Origin of the sequence: Ectopseudomonas chengduensis (genome assembly GCF_900102635.1) — a bacterium.
Classification (GTDB): Bacteria; Pseudomonadota; Gammaproteobacteria; order Pseudomonadales; family Pseudomonadaceae; genus Aquipseudomonas; species Aquipseudomonas chengduensis.
The window spans coordinates 46,919-61,847 of the sequence record NZ_FMZQ01000009.1; the positions used below are offsets into that span (position 1 = coordinate 46,919).

The window sequence follows — 14,929 nt, forward strand, 5'->3', positions numbered from 1 at the left end:
CCAGGCCAGTTACTGGGGCCGTTTGCGCACCTTATAGCGGCAAAAATAGAGCGGGTAAAAAAGATTTTTTCAATCAGGAGATCGCCAGATTCTATGGTCGATCAATCGTCGGAAGTCTTGGCCTTGTACTCGCACAGATCTTCGATGCGGCAGGCGCCACAACGCGGTTTGCGCGCGGTGCAGACATAGCGCCCGTGCAGGATCAGCCAGTGGTGGGCGTCGAGCAGATAATCCTTGGGCACGAACTTGAGCAGCTTCTTCTCCACCTCGACCACGTTCTTGCCCGGTGCGATGCCGGTGCGGTTGCTGACGCGAAAAATATGCGTGTCCACGGCCATGGCCAACTGGCGAAACGCCGTGTTGAGCACCACGTTGGCGGTCTTGCGGCCGACGCCGGGCAGGGCCTCGAGGTCCTCGCGGTTGTCCGGCACCACACTGCCGTGCTTCTCGATAAGGATGCGGCAGGCCTCGATGACGTTCTTCGCCTTGCTGTTGTACAGGCCGATGGTCTTGATGTACTCGGAGAGTCCTTCGACGCCCAGGGCGTAGATCGCTTCCGGCGTATTGGCCACCGGAAACAGCTTGGCCGTGGCCTTGTTGACGCTGACGTCGGTGGCCTGGGCCGATAGCGTCACCGCCACCAGCAGCTCGAAGGGCGTGCTGTAGGCCAGCTCGGTCTTCGGCTCGGGATTGTCCTCGTGCAGGCGGCGGAATATTTCCAGGCGTTTGGCGGCGTTCATGGCTCAGGACTTCAGGCGTAGCCCGGATGCAATCCGGGGCGGGTTGGTTCGGCATACCCGGATTGCATCCGGGCTACGGTTGGTCGCTCGCTTGTGGCGTCATTCGATCACGCCGGTGACCCGCACGCGACGGCTCTGTGCTGGCGCCTCGGGGGCGACGGCCTTGGCGCGTTCGGCTGCGATCTGATCGATGCGGTTCTTGCCGGCGATCAACAGGCCCAGCACGATGAAGGCGCCCGGCGGCAGGATGGCCAGCAGGAAGCCCCGGTAGTCCTGCACCAGAGTGAGCTTCCACTCGGCGGCAATCGGACCGAACAGCAGGTGCATGTTGGCCAGCAGCGCACCGGTGCCGAGCAGCTCGCGGACGGCGCCGATCAGCACCAGCACCACGCCGAAGCCCAGGCCCATCATCAGGCCGTCGTAGGCGGCGCGGGCCGGGTCGTGCTTGGCGGCGAAACCGTCGGCGCGGCCGAGGATCACGCAGTTGGTGGTAATCAGCGGGATGAATATGCCGAGGATCTGGTACAGCTCGTAGGTATAGGCCTGCATCAGCAGCTCGATGCAGGTGGTCAGCGCGGCGATGATCATGACGAAGGCCGGCAGACGCACGGCGGTGTTGACCACGCCGCGTACCAGCGATACGGCGGTGTTCGAGCACACCAGCACCACCGTGCTGGCCAGCGCCAGGCCAAGGGCGTTGACCGTGGAGTTGCTTACCCCGAGCAGCGGACACAGGCCGAGCAACTGCACCAGCGCCGGGTTGTTCTTCCACAGGCCGTTGAGGCTGATTTCGCGGTAACTGGTCATTGCTCGTCCTCCGCCAGGCCCAGCAATTGGGCGCGGTGCTTGTCGAAGTAGCGCAGGGCGCCGTGCACGGCCTTGACCACGGCGCGCGGGGTGATGGTGGCACCGGCGAACTGGTCGAACTCGCCGCGATCCTTCTTCACTGCCCAGCCGTCTTCGCCGGGATCGCTCAGGGATTTACCTTCGAAGCTGCGCACCCAGTCGCTCTTGGCCAGCTCGATCTTGTCGCCCAGCCCCGGTGTTTCCTTATGACCAAGCACACGCACGCCAGCCAGGCGGCCATCGGCGAAGATGCCCACCAGCAGGTGGATGGCGCCGCTGTAGCCATCCGGTGCGGTCACCGGCAGGATCAGTGCGCTGGGCTGGTCGCCCTTCAAGGCCAGGTAAGCCGATTGCGGGCTGCGGTGACCCAGCTCGGGCGCGTTTAGCTCGATGCGGTTGTCCAGCAGGTGGTTGTCGTAGCTGCCGGCCGGCAGGATCTCGGCCAGGGCGCGCACCTGTGCTTCGCGCTCGGCGGCAGCGATACGAGTGGCGGTGCCCTGTTGCAGCAGGGCCACGCTGCCGACGGTACCAATGGCGAACAGGCCCAGCACCAGGGCGTTCTTCAGCATCGAGCGGCTGATTTCCGGCAGCATGCTCATTCTCCCAGCTTGAAGCCGCTGTTGGGCTTGCGATGGCCGTAGCTGCGCGGCCGGGTGTAGTAGTCGATGGTCGGCGCCGCCAGGTTCATCAGCAGCACGGCGAAGGCCACCGCGTCCGGGTAGCCGCCCCAGGTGCGGATCACGTAGACCAGTACGCCGACGCCGATACCGAATACCAGACGCCCGCGATTGCTGGTGGCGCCGGAAACCGGGTCGGTGACGATGAAGAAGGCGCCGAGCATGGTGGCGCCGGTGAGCAGGTGGAACAGCGGCGAACCGTTGGAATCCGAGCCGCTGCCGTTCCAGAACAGCAGGCTCATGACGAACAGCGCGGCGAGCATGCCCAGCGGCGCGTGCCAGGTGATCAGGCGCTTGTGCAGCAGGTACAGGCCGCCAGCGAGGAAGGCCAGGTTGACTGCTTCGCTGCCGGCGCCGCCGAAATGGCCGAAGGCCGGGTTGGCGGCGCGCAGCTCGTCGATGGTCAGGCTCTTGTTGACCTTGAGTGCATCTAGGGCGGTGGCCTGGGCCCAGCCATCGGGCAGGCTGGCGATGCCGAGTATGTGTTTGAGGCCGTCCAGCGCAGCGACACCGTGCGGGGCCGGCCAGCTGGTCATTTCCACCGGGAAGGAGATCAGCACCACCACGTAGCCGACCATGGCCGGATTGAACGGGTTCTGCCCAAGGCCACCGTAGAGCTGCTTACCGAAGCCGATGGCGAAGCCGCAGGCTATCAGGGTCAGCCACCAGGGCGAGTAGGGCGGCAGGGCCAGGGCCAGCAGCACGGCGGTGACCAGGGCGCTGTAGTCCTTGAGGAAGAAGGCCAGCGGACGCTTGCGCGCGGCCAGCAGAGCGGCTTCGAAGCCCAGCGCGCAGAGGCTGGCCCAGAGCAGGTTGAACAGGGTGCCGGCGCCGAACAGCCAGGTCAGCGCGAGGATGCCCGGCACGGTGGCCAGCAGCACCTGCAGCATGACCTGCTGGGTACGGTTGCTGCCCGTGGCGTGGGGCGATGTGATGCGGGGCAGGGCCATCGGCGCTCCGGTGGTTCTGTTGCTGCGTTCGTATTGAGCGCAGTGGTGTTCATTCCCCGGATGCAATCCGGGACGATCATTACGGCTGGTATTCGGCCAGCTTGCGTTCTGCTTCGGCCAGGCGTGTGCGTGCCTGTTCCAGCGCCTCGCCAGCGGCGCTCTCGTCACGCTCCAGCTTGCGCAGGTCGGCGCGGGCGAAGGCCGCCTCGGTCTTCAGCGCCTTGAATTTTTCGTCCACGCCGGGGCGTTCGGTGCGTACTAGCTCCGGCGCCGGCTTGCCCGAGGCCGCCTCCGCGGCATGCAGGGCTTGTTCGGCGGCGGCCAGGGCATCACGCAGCGGCTGCAGTGCGGCTTCGTCAGCGCCGGCCTTCTCGGCCTTCTTCAGCTCGGCGCGTTTCATCGCCAGCTCGACCTTGGCCTTTTTCAGGACGTCGTCACCGGCCGGCTTGGCAGCGGGGGCGGGCGCCTGCTTTTCCAGGTCTGCCAGGGCCTTATCGGCTGCTTCCAGTTGCTGGCGAATGCGAGCGATTTCGGCCTGCTGGTCGTCGTCCGGGGGCTCGATCTTTTCCAGCTTGCGCAGCTGTGCCTTGAGCATGGCAGCGTCGATCTTGGCTTTCTTCAGCGCTTCGTCGCCGGCCGGTTTGGCGGCGGGTGCGGGCGCTTGGCTTTCCAGGCTGGCCAGGGTCTTTTCGGCTGCTTCCAGTTGCTGACGCAGGCGGGCGAGTTCGGCCTGCTGATCGTCGTCCGGGTTCTCGATCTTTTCCAGCTTGCGCAGCTGGGCCTTGAGCATGGCGGCTTCGATCTTGGCTTTCTTCAGCGCTTCGTCACCGGCCGGCTTGGGCGTCGGGGCAGGTGCAGCCGCCTGCGCGTCGGCCAGGGCCTTCTGTGCGGCTTCGGCAGCGGCACGCAGCTCGCTGACCTGAGTCTGCAGTTCGGGCGTGTCGTGGGCGGCCAGCTGTTTTTCCGCCTTCTTCAGCGCGACCTGGGCCATGCTGGCTTCGATCTTGAGTTTCTTAAGCGCCTCATCGGCCGGCGCCGCTGCCGCAGCAGGGGGCGCTTCGGCCTGCGCCGCCTTGGCGCGGGCGGCCTTCTCTGCGCGGGCCTTGCGCTCGGCCTCCTTCTGCTCCTCGGCGCGGCGCAGGCGTTCCTGGCGCTGTTCGAAGCGCTGCTTGGAGTGTTCGGCCTTGAGCTGCTTCTGTTCCAGATCGCGGATTTCCGCCTTGGCCGCGCGGTAGTACTGCACCAGCGGAATACTCGATGGGCAGACGTAGGCGCAGGCGCCGCATTCGATGCAGTCGAACAGGTTGTGCGCCTTGAGCTGTTCGTGCTCCTGGCCCAAGGCGAAGAAGTGCAGTTGTTGCGGCAGCAGGCTGGCCGGGCAGGCCTCGGCGCATTCGCCGCAGCGGATGCAGGGCATGGCCGGCGGTGGTGGCGGCAGTTCGACGGCGGTGCTGGCCAGCAGGCAGTTGCTGGTCTTGATCAGCGGCACCTCGAGGCTGGGCAGGGTAAAGCCCATCATCGGTCCGCCCATGATCAGGCGATTGAGTTTGCTGGTGTCCAGCCCGGCGAACTGCAGCAGCTCGCCCACTGGCGTGCCGAACAGCGACTCGACGTTGCCCGGGCGCGCCAGGGCCTCGCCGGTGAGGGTGGTGATGCGCGAGATCAGCGGCTTGCCGTGCACTACGGCCTCGTGCACGGCCACGCAGGTGCCGACGTTCTGGCAGAGGATGCCGATATCGGCCGGCAGGCCGCCCGATGGCACCTCGACACCGGTGAGGATCTGGATCAGCTGCTTCTCGCCGCCGGAGGGGTACTTGGTGGGGAACACCCGCACCTGGTAGCTGCGCTCGCTGCAGGCGCCGCGCACCGCGGCGATGGCCTCGGGCTTGTTGTCCTCGATGCCGATCAGCACCTGCTCGGGCTGGATCAGCTGCACCAGGATATCGATGCCGGAAACCAGCTCAGCTGCGCGTTCGCGCATCAGCAGGTCGTCGGCGGTGATATAGGGCTCGCACTCGGTGCCGTTGATGATCAGCGTGTGGATCTTCTGCGTCGGCCGCGCGGTGAGCTTCACCGCGGTGGGGAAGCCCGCGCCGCCCAGGCCACTGATGCCGGCGTCGCGGATCAGCGCCAGCAGTTCGGCGGAGTCCATATGCCGGTAGTCGGGATGCGGGGTCAGGTCGATCCACTCGTCCAGGCCGTCGCTGTCGATGACGATGGCCGGCGCCAGCATGCCGGAGACATGCGGGTAGGGCTGCGGGCCGATAAAGCTGACCGTGCCGGAGGTCGGCGCATGCAGCGGCGCGCTGACGAAACCGGTGGCCTCGGCGATCTTCTGTCCCTTGCGCACCCGCTGGCCGACCACCACGCAAGGCTCGGCGACGGCGCCGATATGCTGGCCCAGCGGCAAGGTCAGGCGGGCCGGCAGCGGCGCCTGCTGGATCGGGGTGCGGTTTGACAGCTCCTTGCGCTCGGCCGGATGGATGCCGCCGGGGATATCCCAGATACGCTCTTGTGCGCTCATGCCGCCTGCTCCCGGTCGCTGGCGATCAACTGGCCGGGGGCCAGCGGCTTGTCCCACTTCCAGCTCTGTACGGTGCTACCGACTTCGATCATGTCGATGCAGTCCACCGGGCAGGGCTCGACGCACAGGTCGCAGCCGGTGCATTCGCTGACGATCACCGTGTGCATCTGCCGCGCGGCGCCGACGATGGCGTCCACCGGGCAGGCCTGGATGCACTTGGTGCAGCCAATGCACTCGGCTTCGCGGATAAACGCGACCATCTGCGGCTTCTCGCCTTCCACCGCATCCAGCGGCTCGGGCTCGACGTCCAGCAGGTCGGCCAAGGCCTGGATGGTCGCCTCGCCCCCGGGCGGGCACTTGTTGATCTTGTCGCCGCCGGCGATCGCCTCGGCGTAGGGCTTGCAGCCCGGGTAGCCGCACTGACCGCACTGGGTCTGTGGCAGCAGGGCGTTGATCTGTTCGGCGATGGGGTCGCCCTCGACCTTGAAGCGCACCGCGGCGAAACCGAGGATGGCGCCGGCGATCAGGCACAGGCCGAGCAGGGCGAGGACGGCGACGAGAACCAGGCTCATAGTTTGATCAGCCCGGCAAAGCCCATGAAGGCCAGCGACATCAGGCCGGCGGTGATCATGCCGATGGCCGCGCCCTGAAAGGACTTGGGCACGTCGGCGATGGCGATGCGTTCGCGCATGGCGGCGAACAGTACCAGCACCAGGGAGAAGCCCAGACCTGCGGCGAAGCCGTTGGCGGTGGCAGTGATGAAGGTGAACTCGGCCTTGTTGGCGTTGAGCAGGGCGACGCCGAGGACGATGCAGTTGGTGGTGATCAGCGGCAGGAAAATACCCAGCACGCGATACAGCAGTGGGCTGGTCTTGTTCACCACCATCTCGGTGAACTGCACGGTCACCGCGATCACCAGAATGAAACTGATGGTGCGCAGGAATTCCAGATCCAGCGGTTTGAGCACGTACTGCTGCACCAGGTAGCTGCACATGGCGGCCAGAGTCAGCACGAAGGTGGTGGCCAGGGACAGGCCGATGGCCGTCTCGATCTTCTTCGACACGCCCATGAACGGGCACAGGCCGAGAAACTGCACCAGCACGAAATTGTTGACCAGGATGGCGCTGACCATGATCAGGACGAGTTCGGTCATCGGGTTGCCGTCGAGTGCGCAAAGGCCATAGGAAAAGGGCGCCTATTATCGGGAAGCGCGTAGATGCAAACAAGCCGGCATTGGCCGGCTTGTTCGACGCCTATAAGCCTAGCTGGTGCTTACTTGACGCGCTGGCCTGGCTTGGCGCCGCTATCCGGGCTGAGCAGGTAGATTTCCTCACCACCGGGGCCGGCGGCCAGCACCATGCCTTCGCTGATGCCGAACTTCATCTTGCGCGGCGCCAGGTTGGCGACGTACAGGGTCAGGCGGCCTTCCAGCTTGCTCGGGTCGGGGTAAGCGGACTTGATGCCGGAGAATACGTTGCGCTTCTCGTCACCGATATCCAGCGACAGGCGCAGCAGCTTGTCGGCGCCTTCGACGAACTCGCACTTCTCGATCAGGGCGATACGCAGGTCGACGGCGGCGAAGGCGTCGAAGTTGATCTCAGCGGCCAGCGGGTCCTTGGCCAGTTCGCCATTGCCCTGTGGCTTGGACGCTTCGGCGGCCAGGTCTTCCTTGGAGGCTTCGACCATGGCGTCGATCTTCGCGGGCTCGATGCGGGTGAGCAGCGGGTTGAACGGGTTGAGCTGGTGGTTGGCCAGCGGCAGCGAGAGATCGGCCCAGGTTTGCGGCTTCACATTGAGGAAGGCTTCGGCATCGGCGGCCAGCTTCGGCAGCACGGGTTTCAACATGATCACCAGCTGGCGGAACAGGTTGATGCCCAGCGCGCAGATTTCCTGCACCTCGGCCTGCTTGCCTTCGACCTTGTTCAGGGCCCAGGGCGCCTTGTCGGCGATCCAGGCGTTGGCGCGGTCGGCCAGCGCCATGATCTCGCGCATGGCGCGGGAGAAGTCGCGCGCCTCGTAAGCCTCGGCGATGCTCGGCGCGGCAGCCTGGAAGGCGTCCCACAGCTCCGGCTCCGGGTTGGCGGCGACCAGCAGGCCATCGTTGCCCTTGTGGATGAAGCCGGCACAGCGGCTGGCGATGTTGACCACCTTGCCGACCAGGTCCGAGTTGACCTTCTGCACGAAGTCATCGAGGTTCAGGTCCAGATCATCCACGCCGCGGCCCAGCTTGGAGGCGTAGTAGTAGCGCAGGTATTCCGGGTTCAGGTGGTCCAGGTAGGTGCGCGCCTTGATGAAGGTGCCGCGCGATTTGGACATCTTCTGCCCGTTCACCGTCAGGTAGCCGTGCACATTGACCGCGGTGGGCTTGCGGTAGCCCGCGCCTTCGAGCATGGCCGGCCAGAACAGGGCGTGGAAGTTGACGATGTCCTTGCCGATGAAGTGATACAGCTCGGCGGTCGAGTCCTTGCCCCAGAACGCGTCGAAGTCCAGCTCCGGGCGTTTGCTGCACAGGTTCTTGAAGCTGGCCATGTAGCCGATCGGCGCGTCCAGCCAGACGTAGAAGTACTTGCCCGGCTCGCCGGGAATCTCGAAGCCGAAGTAGGGCGCATCACGGCTGATGTCCCACTCCTGCAGGCCGCCATCGAGCCATTCGGCGATCTTGTTGGCCACCGCCTCCTGCAGCGCGCCGGAGCGCGTCCACTGCTTGAGCATGGCCTCGAAGTCCGGCAGCTTGAAGAAGAAGTGCTGCGACTCCTTGAGCACCGGCACCGCACCGGAAATGGCGGAGCGCGGGTTTTTCAGTTCGGTCGGCGAGTAGGTCGCGCCGCATTTCTCGCAGTTGTCGCCGTACTGATCCTCGGTGCCACATTTCGGGCAGGTGCCCTTGATGAAGCGGTCGGCGAGGAACATGCCTTTCTCGGGGTCGAAGTACTGGGTCACGGCGCGGGTGGCGATATGCCCCTTGTCGCGCAGCGCCAGGTAGATGGCCGCCGACAGCTCGCGGTTTTCCTGCGAGTGGGTGGAGTGGTAGTTGTCGAAGTCCACCAGGAAGTCGGCGAAGTCGGCGGTGTGCTCGGCCTGTACGTTAGCAATGAGCTGCTCGGGGGTGATGCCTTCTTTCTCGGCGCGCAGCATGATGGCCGAGCCGTGCGCATCGTCGGCGCAGACGTAGATCGCCTGATTGCCGCGCAGCTTCTGGTAGCGCACCCACATGTCGGTCTGCACGTACTCGAGCATATGGCCGAGGTGGATGGAGCCGTTGGCGTAGGGGAGGGCGCTGGTAACGAGAATCTTGCGGGCTTCGGTCATGGTGATCGGCTGCACTGGTAAAACGAGGGAAGTCGGCAACTATAAAGCAGCGGCAGGCTGCAAGCCACCTGCACCGGGTAAGCGTGGTCGATGTACCGCGCATGGCTCGGTGCTGCTGCTATTATGCCGGCCTGTTTTTCTGCTGCCTTCTGGAGTCCATGCATGAGTGCCGTCACCCGCGAAGCGGTCGAAGCCTGTCTGCGTCAGTTCACCGACCCACATCTCGATCAGGACCCGGTCAGCGCCGGTTGTCTGCGTGAAGTCGATATTCAGGGCGCACGCGTATCCGTGCGCCTGGAGCTGGGCTACGCCGCCGGTTTGTTCAAGAACGGTTGGGCGCAGATGCTGCAGATGGCGCTGGAGAACCTCGATGGTGTCGACGGTGCGCGGGTGCAGGTCGATTGCGTGATCGACTCGCACCAGGGGCAGGCGCAGGTGCCGGCCCTGGCTGGGGTGAAAAACGTTATCGCCGTGGCCTCGGGCAAGGGCGGGGTGGGTAAGTCCACCACCGCAGCCAACCTGGCACTGGCGCTGGCGCGTGAAGGCGCGCGCGTTGGTATTCTTGATGCCGATATCTATGGCCCCAGCCAGGGCATCATGTTCGGCATCGCCGAGGGCACGCGGCCGCAGGTGAAGGATCAGAAATGGTTCGTGCCGCTCGAAGCCCATGGCGTGCAGGTGATGTCCATGGCCTTTCTCACCGACGACAATACGCCGATGGTCTGGCGTGGGCCGATGGTCAGCGGCGCCTTGCTGCAATTGATCACCCAGACCGCCTGGAACGATCTCGATTACCTGGTGGTGGACATGCCGCCGGGTACCGGCGACATCCAGCTGACCCTGGCGCAGAAGGTGCCGGTGGCAGGCAGCGTGATCGTCACCACCCCGCAGGACCTTGCCTTGCTCGATGCCAAGAAGGGCGTGGAGATGTTCCGCAAGGTGCACATTCCGGTGCTGGGTGTGGTGGAGAACATGGCCGTGCACATCTGCTCCAACTGCGGCCATGCCGAGCACCTGTTCGGTGAGGGCGGTGGCGAGAAGCTGGCCGCACAGTATGGTGTCGAGTTGCTGGCCTCGTTGCCGCTGTCGATGGCCATTCGCATGCAGGCCGATGATGGCAAGCCAACCACCATTGCCGATCCGGAAAGCCAGATCGCCATGATCTACCAGGACCTGGCGCGCAAGGTCGGTGCGCGTATCGCCCTGGCTGGCAAGCCGGCCATGCCCAGCATCGAGATCAGTGAGGACTAACAGCAGCCGCTTAGCGGCATCTGATGACCCTCTTCCGCTTGCGGGAGAGGGTGCCCGAAGTGCGGGAGAGGGCCATGCAGGCGACTCGGTTCTGGCTTGGCTTTCCAATTGCCCTGCGACGTGGGCATCCTGCGCAGCTCTACCACCCGACTTAGTTCAAGCGTCGGAGTATCGAATTTGTAGGAGCGGCGCCCTGTCGCGAATCAGAGCGGCGCACATTTGAAAAGCTTCGCCCCGGGGCGGGGCTCCTACGAAAAGCTGCTTTGGCAGCCTTTCCTGCTTTTGTAGGAGCGGCTGGGCGGCATTCCGCTTCAGCCGCGAATTTCGCGGATAAATCCGCTCCTGCGGGCATATAAACGCCCACAAAAAAGCCCCGCACTAGGCGGGGCTCTTTTCAAGCAGGTCAGCTCAGGTTAGACAACCTGAACTTCCTCAGCCTGCATGCCTTTCTGACCACGGGTGGCCACGAAAGTCACTTGCTGGCCTTCTTTCAGGCTCTTGAAGCCATCGCTCTGAATGGCTTTGAAGTGTACGAAGAGGTCGTCACCGGATTGCGGGGTGATGAAGCCGTAGCCTTTCTCATCGTTGAACCACTTAACGGTGCCAGTCTGACGATTGGACATGTGATGTCTCCTAACAAAAGTAATAACAGCCCTGGAAAAGCCCAGGCCGGGACTGAGTGCAACGAGTACTAGGAGTCGGACGATGTTTGGATCGAGATCTAGGCATCAAGTAGCGATTCGCGGTGACACATGCAGCACAGTGGGGACACCATACGTGGTTTTATCGCCAAGTGCGAATGCTCGATGCAGCTTTTTTGCAAATAATGACTGATGGGCGCGCCGGCACTCTTTGAAGCGTGGCGCCTGCCTCGGTAAGATGCGCTCACTTTTTTCGTAACCGCCCACTCAGGACACCTCGCCATGAGCATCAAATCGGACAAGTGGATTCGCCGCATGGCCCAGGAACACGGCATGATCGAGCCTTACGTCGAGCGCCAGGTGCGCGGTGCCGACGACAGTCGCGTCATCTCCTACGGTGTTTCCAGCTACGGCTACGACGTACGTTGCGCCGATGAATTCAAGGTGTTCACCAATATCCACTCGGCCATCGTCGACCCGAAGAATTTCGATGAAAAGAGCTTCGTCGACATCAAGAGTGACGTTTGCATCATTCCGCCTAACTCCTTCGCCCTGGCCCGCACGGTCGAATACTTCCGCATTCCGCGTGATGTGCTGACCATCTGCCTGGGCAAGAGCACCTATGCGCGTTGTGGCATCATCGTCAACGTCACGCCGCTGGAGCCGGAGTGGGAAGGTCACGTGACCCTGGAATTCTCCAACACCACCAACCTGCCGGCGAAGATCTACGCCAACGAAGGTGTGGCGCAGATGCTGTTCCTGCAGTCCGATGAGGCCTGTGAGGTTTCCTACCGTGATCGTGGTGGCAAGTACCAGGGTCAGACCGGGGTAACCCTGCCCAAGGCCTGATCGCAGAAGCGTTGCCAGAAAGCCGGGCTTAGCCCGGCTTTTTTGTGCGCGCTAGCGTTTGGTCGGATAGCCTGAATTTACTGCTCATGTGGGGCTCCACCTGTAACAGTCCACGTTCAGGAGAACGACTCATGTCTTTGCTCGATCTCAATGCGGGAGGCATTCCCGGCCAGCCCGAGCCCGATATCCCTGATCAGCCAGGAAGACCCGTGCCGCCGCAGGAGCCGGGTGAGCCGACATTGCCCGATCAACCGCCGCCGGCGCCGGTGGCGCAGTGTCGGCCACGTGAGGTTTTCGAGCGCCTCGCCGCGCCAGCAGAGCGCATTGCCGGGGAGTGGCATTGATTTGCAGTGCAGACGAAAAAGCCGGGCGATGCCCGGCTTTTTCTTTCCGCCCTGCGGCGCTCAGGGCACCAGTGGCAGTTCGCGTTTGTGGCGTGTGTTGTCGTAGGTGCGAACGATGGTGGCATAGGCCTCGTCACTGACTTTCTCGCCATGCAGGAAGGCGTCGATTTCGGCGTAGGTGACGCCATGCGCCTCCTCGTCTGGTTTGCCTGGGCGCAGCTCTTCCAGGTCAGCGGTCGGCGTTTTCATCACCAGGTGCTGCGGAGCACCCAGGTGCTTGGCAATGGCACGTACCTGATTCTTCACCAGGCCGGACAGCGGGGCGAGGTCGCAGGCGCCGTCACCGAACTTTGTGAAAAAACCCATCACCGCCTCGGCGGCGTGATCGGTGCCGATCACCAGGCCATTGTTGGCGTTGGCGATGGCGAACTGGGCAACCATGCGGATGCGTGCCTTGATGTTGCCGACGACGAAATCGCGGCGGGCGTCGCTGAGTTTCTGTAAATGGGTGACCTGCTCGCCGAGGCCGGAGACGCTGTCGGCGATGTTTACTGTGTCTTGTTCATCGGCGCAGATGAATTTCAGCGAATCCTGGGCGTCATGCTCGTCGTGCTGAGCGTTGTGCGGCAGGCGCACGGCGATGAAGCGGTACGCAGTATCGCCTGTTTCGGCACGCAGCTCCTCGACCGAAATTTGGGCCAGGCGCCCGGCGGTCAGCGAGTCGACGCCGCCGCTGATGCCCAGGACCAGCACCTTGAGGCCGGAATTCTTCAGGGTGTTCTTGATGAAGGTCTTGCGCCGCTCGATTTCTGCACTCAGCGCAGCGTCGTCGGCGAACGGCGGCACCACGTCGAGGGCGGCGGCGATTTCGGCTTGGCGGTTGCTCATGTCTGGCTCCTCAGTGGGTCACGCGAAAGACGTGTTTCAGGTAATGGACGAAGTTCTCGTCGCGGCATTGGGTCTTGCCGGGCGTATCGGAAATCTTCGCTACCGGTTGACCGTTGCAGGCGATCATCTTGATCACGATGTTCATCGGCTCGACGCCGGGGATGTCGCAGGTCAGGTTGGTTCCGACCCCGAAGCTTACGTGGATTCGCCCGGAAAGTGCACGGTAGAGCCGCAGCGACTTGGGCAGGTCGAGCCCGTCGGAGAACACCAGGGTCTTGCTCATCGGATCGATGCCGAGTTTCTCGTAGTGGGCGATGGCTTTTTCCGCCCACACCAGTGGGTCGCCGGAGTCATGGCGCAGGCCGTCGAAGAGCTTGGCGAAGTACAGGTCGAAATCGGCGAGGAAGGCATCCATGGTGATGCAGTCGGTCAGGGCGATGCCTAGCAAACCGCGGTATTCGCGCACCCAGCAGTCGAGCGCGGCAATCTGGCTGTCGATCAGGCGTGGGCCGAGCTGCTGGTGCGCCATCAGCCATTCGTGGGCCATGGTGCCAATGGGCTTGAGGTCGAACTCGCGGGCCAGGTGCACATTGCTGGTGCCGACGAAGCGACCGGGGAAATCGCGCTTGAGGATGTGTACCGCCTGCTCCTGCACGCGGTAGGAGAAGCGCCTGCGGGTGCCGAAATCAGCCAGCTGGAAGCCGGCCAGTTCGCTCGGCGAGGCTTCGGCCTTGAGCCAATCGAGCTTCTCGTACAGGCGCTCGGCAGCCTGCTCCAGCAGCACTTCACGGTAGCGATAGCGGTTGCGTACCTCGCTGACGATGGCCAGCAGCGGCACCTCGAAGAGGATCACGTGCAACCAGGGGCCGCGCAGACGGATGCTCAACTGGCCGTCTTCGATGCTGGTGTGCACGTAGCGCAGGTTGAAGCGGAACAGGCTTAGAAAGCGAATGAAGTCCGGTTTGATGAACGGGATGCGTTCGAGGAAGGCCAACTGGTCGACGCTCAGGCTCAGCTCACTGAGGCGTTCGATCTGATAGCGGATCTCGGCCAGGTAGGGCGTCAGGTCCTCGCTGCTGCGGCAGCGGAATTCCCATTCCACCTCGGCATTGGGGTAGTTGTGCAGCACCGCTTGCATCATGGTCAGCTTGTAGAAATCGGTGTCCAGCAGGTTCTGCACGGTACGGTCGGCGAAAATGCTCTCGCTCATCGCAGGTTCTCCTTGGCGAGGGTGCCATCCAGCTGTTCCAGGCTGGCAGCCAGTGTAATGCCCTGTTCGCGCATGGCGATGCAGGCGCTTTCGGCCGTTTCGCTGGCGATGGCGCGGCAGGCCGGTAGGAAGACGATCACCTCGAAGCCGGCACTGCGCAGCTGCAGGGCGGTGGTCTTGACGCAGTAGTCCAGGGCCAGGCCGCCCACCAGTACAAGGTCGACGCCATTTTGCCGAAGAAATTCGATCACGCCCGTGCTGCGCTTCTCGGCCAGGTCGTGATAGCAGGCGCCGTAAGGGTGCAGGTCCGGCTCAACGCCTTTCCACACGAAATAGTCGTAATCCAGCGGCGCTGGCAGGCCATCGAGCAGTTCGAAGCCGGGCGTACCGGGCACGCAGTGGCTGACCCAGGTCAGGTCGGCATTGGCCAGCGGCAGGGGGCGCAGCATCTCATCGTGTTTGTCGACGACCCAGGCCGCCTGCGGGCTATGGGCATCCTTGCTGCCGATGCGCAGTTGGGCGCGTGCGGCCAGTTGGTTCAGCGCCGGGACGATGGCATCGCCCTCGGGTACGGGGAGCTCGTTGGGGCACAGCGGGGTGAAGCCTTTCTGGGCGTCGACGTCGAAGCTGGCGATCTTCATGGTGCGCCTCCTTACTGCGCTTGGGTGACTACATATTTCATCTGATGAAATATGTAGTC

General features: G+C 63.7%; 14 protein-coding genes and 1 pseudogene. 3 read left to right on the plus strand and 12 right to left on the minus strand.

Annotated elements, in window-relative coordinates; translation table 11 throughout:
• Window positions 1–101 precede the first annotated feature (101 nt).
• The 8 genes from nth to metG form a co-directional block, all read right to left on the minus strand.
• The gene (gene nth, locus BLS08_RS15050) at window positions 102–740 is read right to left on the minus strand and encodes an endonuclease III (RefSeq protein WP_013714588.1); all 639 of its coding nucleotides are present in this window, start codon (window positions 738–740) and stop codon (window positions 102–104) included.
• Between the two features lie 99 nt (window positions 741–839).
• Window positions 840–1,547 (minus strand): electron transport complex subunit E, encoded by a 708-nt coding sequence (locus BLS08_RS15055; protein WP_017677836.1) that lies wholly within the window; start codon window positions 1,545–1,547, stop codon window positions 840–842.
• Window positions 1,544–2,179 (minus strand): electron transport complex subunit RsxG, encoded by a 636-nt coding sequence (gene rsxG, locus BLS08_RS15060; protein WP_026088657.1) that lies wholly within the window; start codon window positions 2,177–2,179, stop codon window positions 1,544–1,546. The genes BLS08_RS15055 and rsxG overlap by 4 nt, the downstream gene beginning before the upstream one ends.
• Window positions 2,180–2,181: 2 nt before the next feature.
• Window positions 2,182–3,213: an RnfABCDGE type electron transport complex subunit D gene (locus BLS08_RS15065; RefSeq protein WP_021488427.1), complete on the minus strand. Its 1,032-nt coding sequence runs from the start codon at window positions 3,211–3,213 to the stop codon at window positions 2,182–2,184.
• Between the two features lie 79 nt (window positions 3,214–3,292).
• Window positions 3,293–5,737: an electron transport complex subunit RsxC gene (rsxC, locus tag BLS08_RS15070; protein WP_021488428.1), complete on the minus strand. Its 2,445-nt coding sequence runs from the start codon at window positions 5,735–5,737 to the stop codon at window positions 3,293–3,295.
• A complete protein-coding gene (gene rsxB / locus BLS08_RS15075; RefSeq protein WP_012017990.1) occupies window positions 5,734–6,309 on the minus strand; it encodes an electron transport complex subunit RsxB in 576 nt (191 codons plus the stop codon). Before rsxB ends, rsxC begins: the two co-directional genes overlap by 4 nt.
• A complete protein-coding gene (gene rsxA / locus BLS08_RS15080) occupies window positions 6,306–6,890 on the minus strand; it encodes an electron transport complex subunit RsxA (protein WP_021488430.1) in 585 nt (194 codons plus the stop codon). Before rsxA ends, rsxB begins: the two co-directional genes overlap by 4 nt.
• Before the next feature lie 119 nt (window positions 6,891–7,009).
• Window positions 7,010–9,046 (minus strand): methionine--tRNA ligase, encoded by a 2,037-nt coding sequence (gene metG / locus BLS08_RS15085; protein ID WP_055987474.1) that lies wholly within the window; start codon window positions 9,044–9,046, stop codon window positions 7,010–7,012.
• A 162-nt stretch (window positions 9,047–9,208) separates the two neighbouring features.
• Here metG and apbC point away from each other — a divergent pair, with 162 nt between their 5' ends.
• Window positions 9,209–10,297, plus strand: a complete 1,089-nt coding sequence (gene apbC / locus BLS08_RS15090) for an iron-sulfur cluster carrier protein ApbC (RefSeq protein WP_045734447.1) — start codon at window positions 9,209–9,211, stop codon at window positions 10,295–10,297.
• Between the two features lie 413 nt (window positions 10,298–10,710).
• Here apbC and BLS08_RS15095 read toward each other — a convergent pair whose 3' ends face one another.
• Window positions 10,711–10,920 (minus strand): cold-shock protein, encoded by a 210-nt coding sequence (locus BLS08_RS15095; RefSeq protein ID WP_004423761.1) that lies wholly within the window; start codon window positions 10,918–10,920, stop codon window positions 10,711–10,713.
• A gap of 300 nt (window positions 10,921–11,220) precedes the next feature.
• On the opposite strand from BLS08_RS15095, the gene dcd reads away from it, so the two are divergent.
• Entirely contained in the window at window positions 11,221–11,787 is a 567-nt protein-coding gene (dcd, locus tag BLS08_RS15100) for a dCTP deaminase (RefSeq protein WP_004423764.1), read from the plus strand.
• An 86-nt stretch (window positions 11,788–11,873) separates the two neighbouring features.
• A pseudogene (locus BLS08_RS15105) lies at window positions 11,874–12,059 on the plus strand (hypothetical protein); the annotation flags it as partial.
• A gap of 132 nt (window positions 12,060–12,191) precedes the next feature.
• Here BLS08_RS15105 and nadE read toward each other — a convergent pair.
• From nadE to BLS08_RS15120, 3 genes are read right to left on the minus strand one after another with little or no spacing between them, the layout of a single operon-like run.
• A complete protein-coding gene (nadE, locus tag BLS08_RS15110; protein ID WP_017677828.1) occupies window positions 12,192–13,019 on the minus strand; it encodes an ammonia-dependent NAD(+) synthetase in 828 nt (275 codons plus the stop codon).
• 10 nt (window positions 13,020–13,029) lie between these two features.
• Entirely contained in the window at window positions 13,030–14,229 is a 1,200-nt protein-coding gene (gene pncB / locus BLS08_RS15115; protein ID WP_017677827.1) for a nicotinate phosphoribosyltransferase, read from the minus strand.
• Complete coding sequence (locus BLS08_RS15120) at window positions 14,226–14,870, minus strand: nicotinamidase (RefSeq protein ID WP_017677826.1); 645 nt, start codon at window positions 14,868–14,870, stop codon at window positions 14,226–14,228. The genes pncB and BLS08_RS15120 overlap by 4 nt, the downstream gene beginning before the upstream one ends.
• Window positions 14,871–14,929 lie beyond the last annotated feature (59 nt).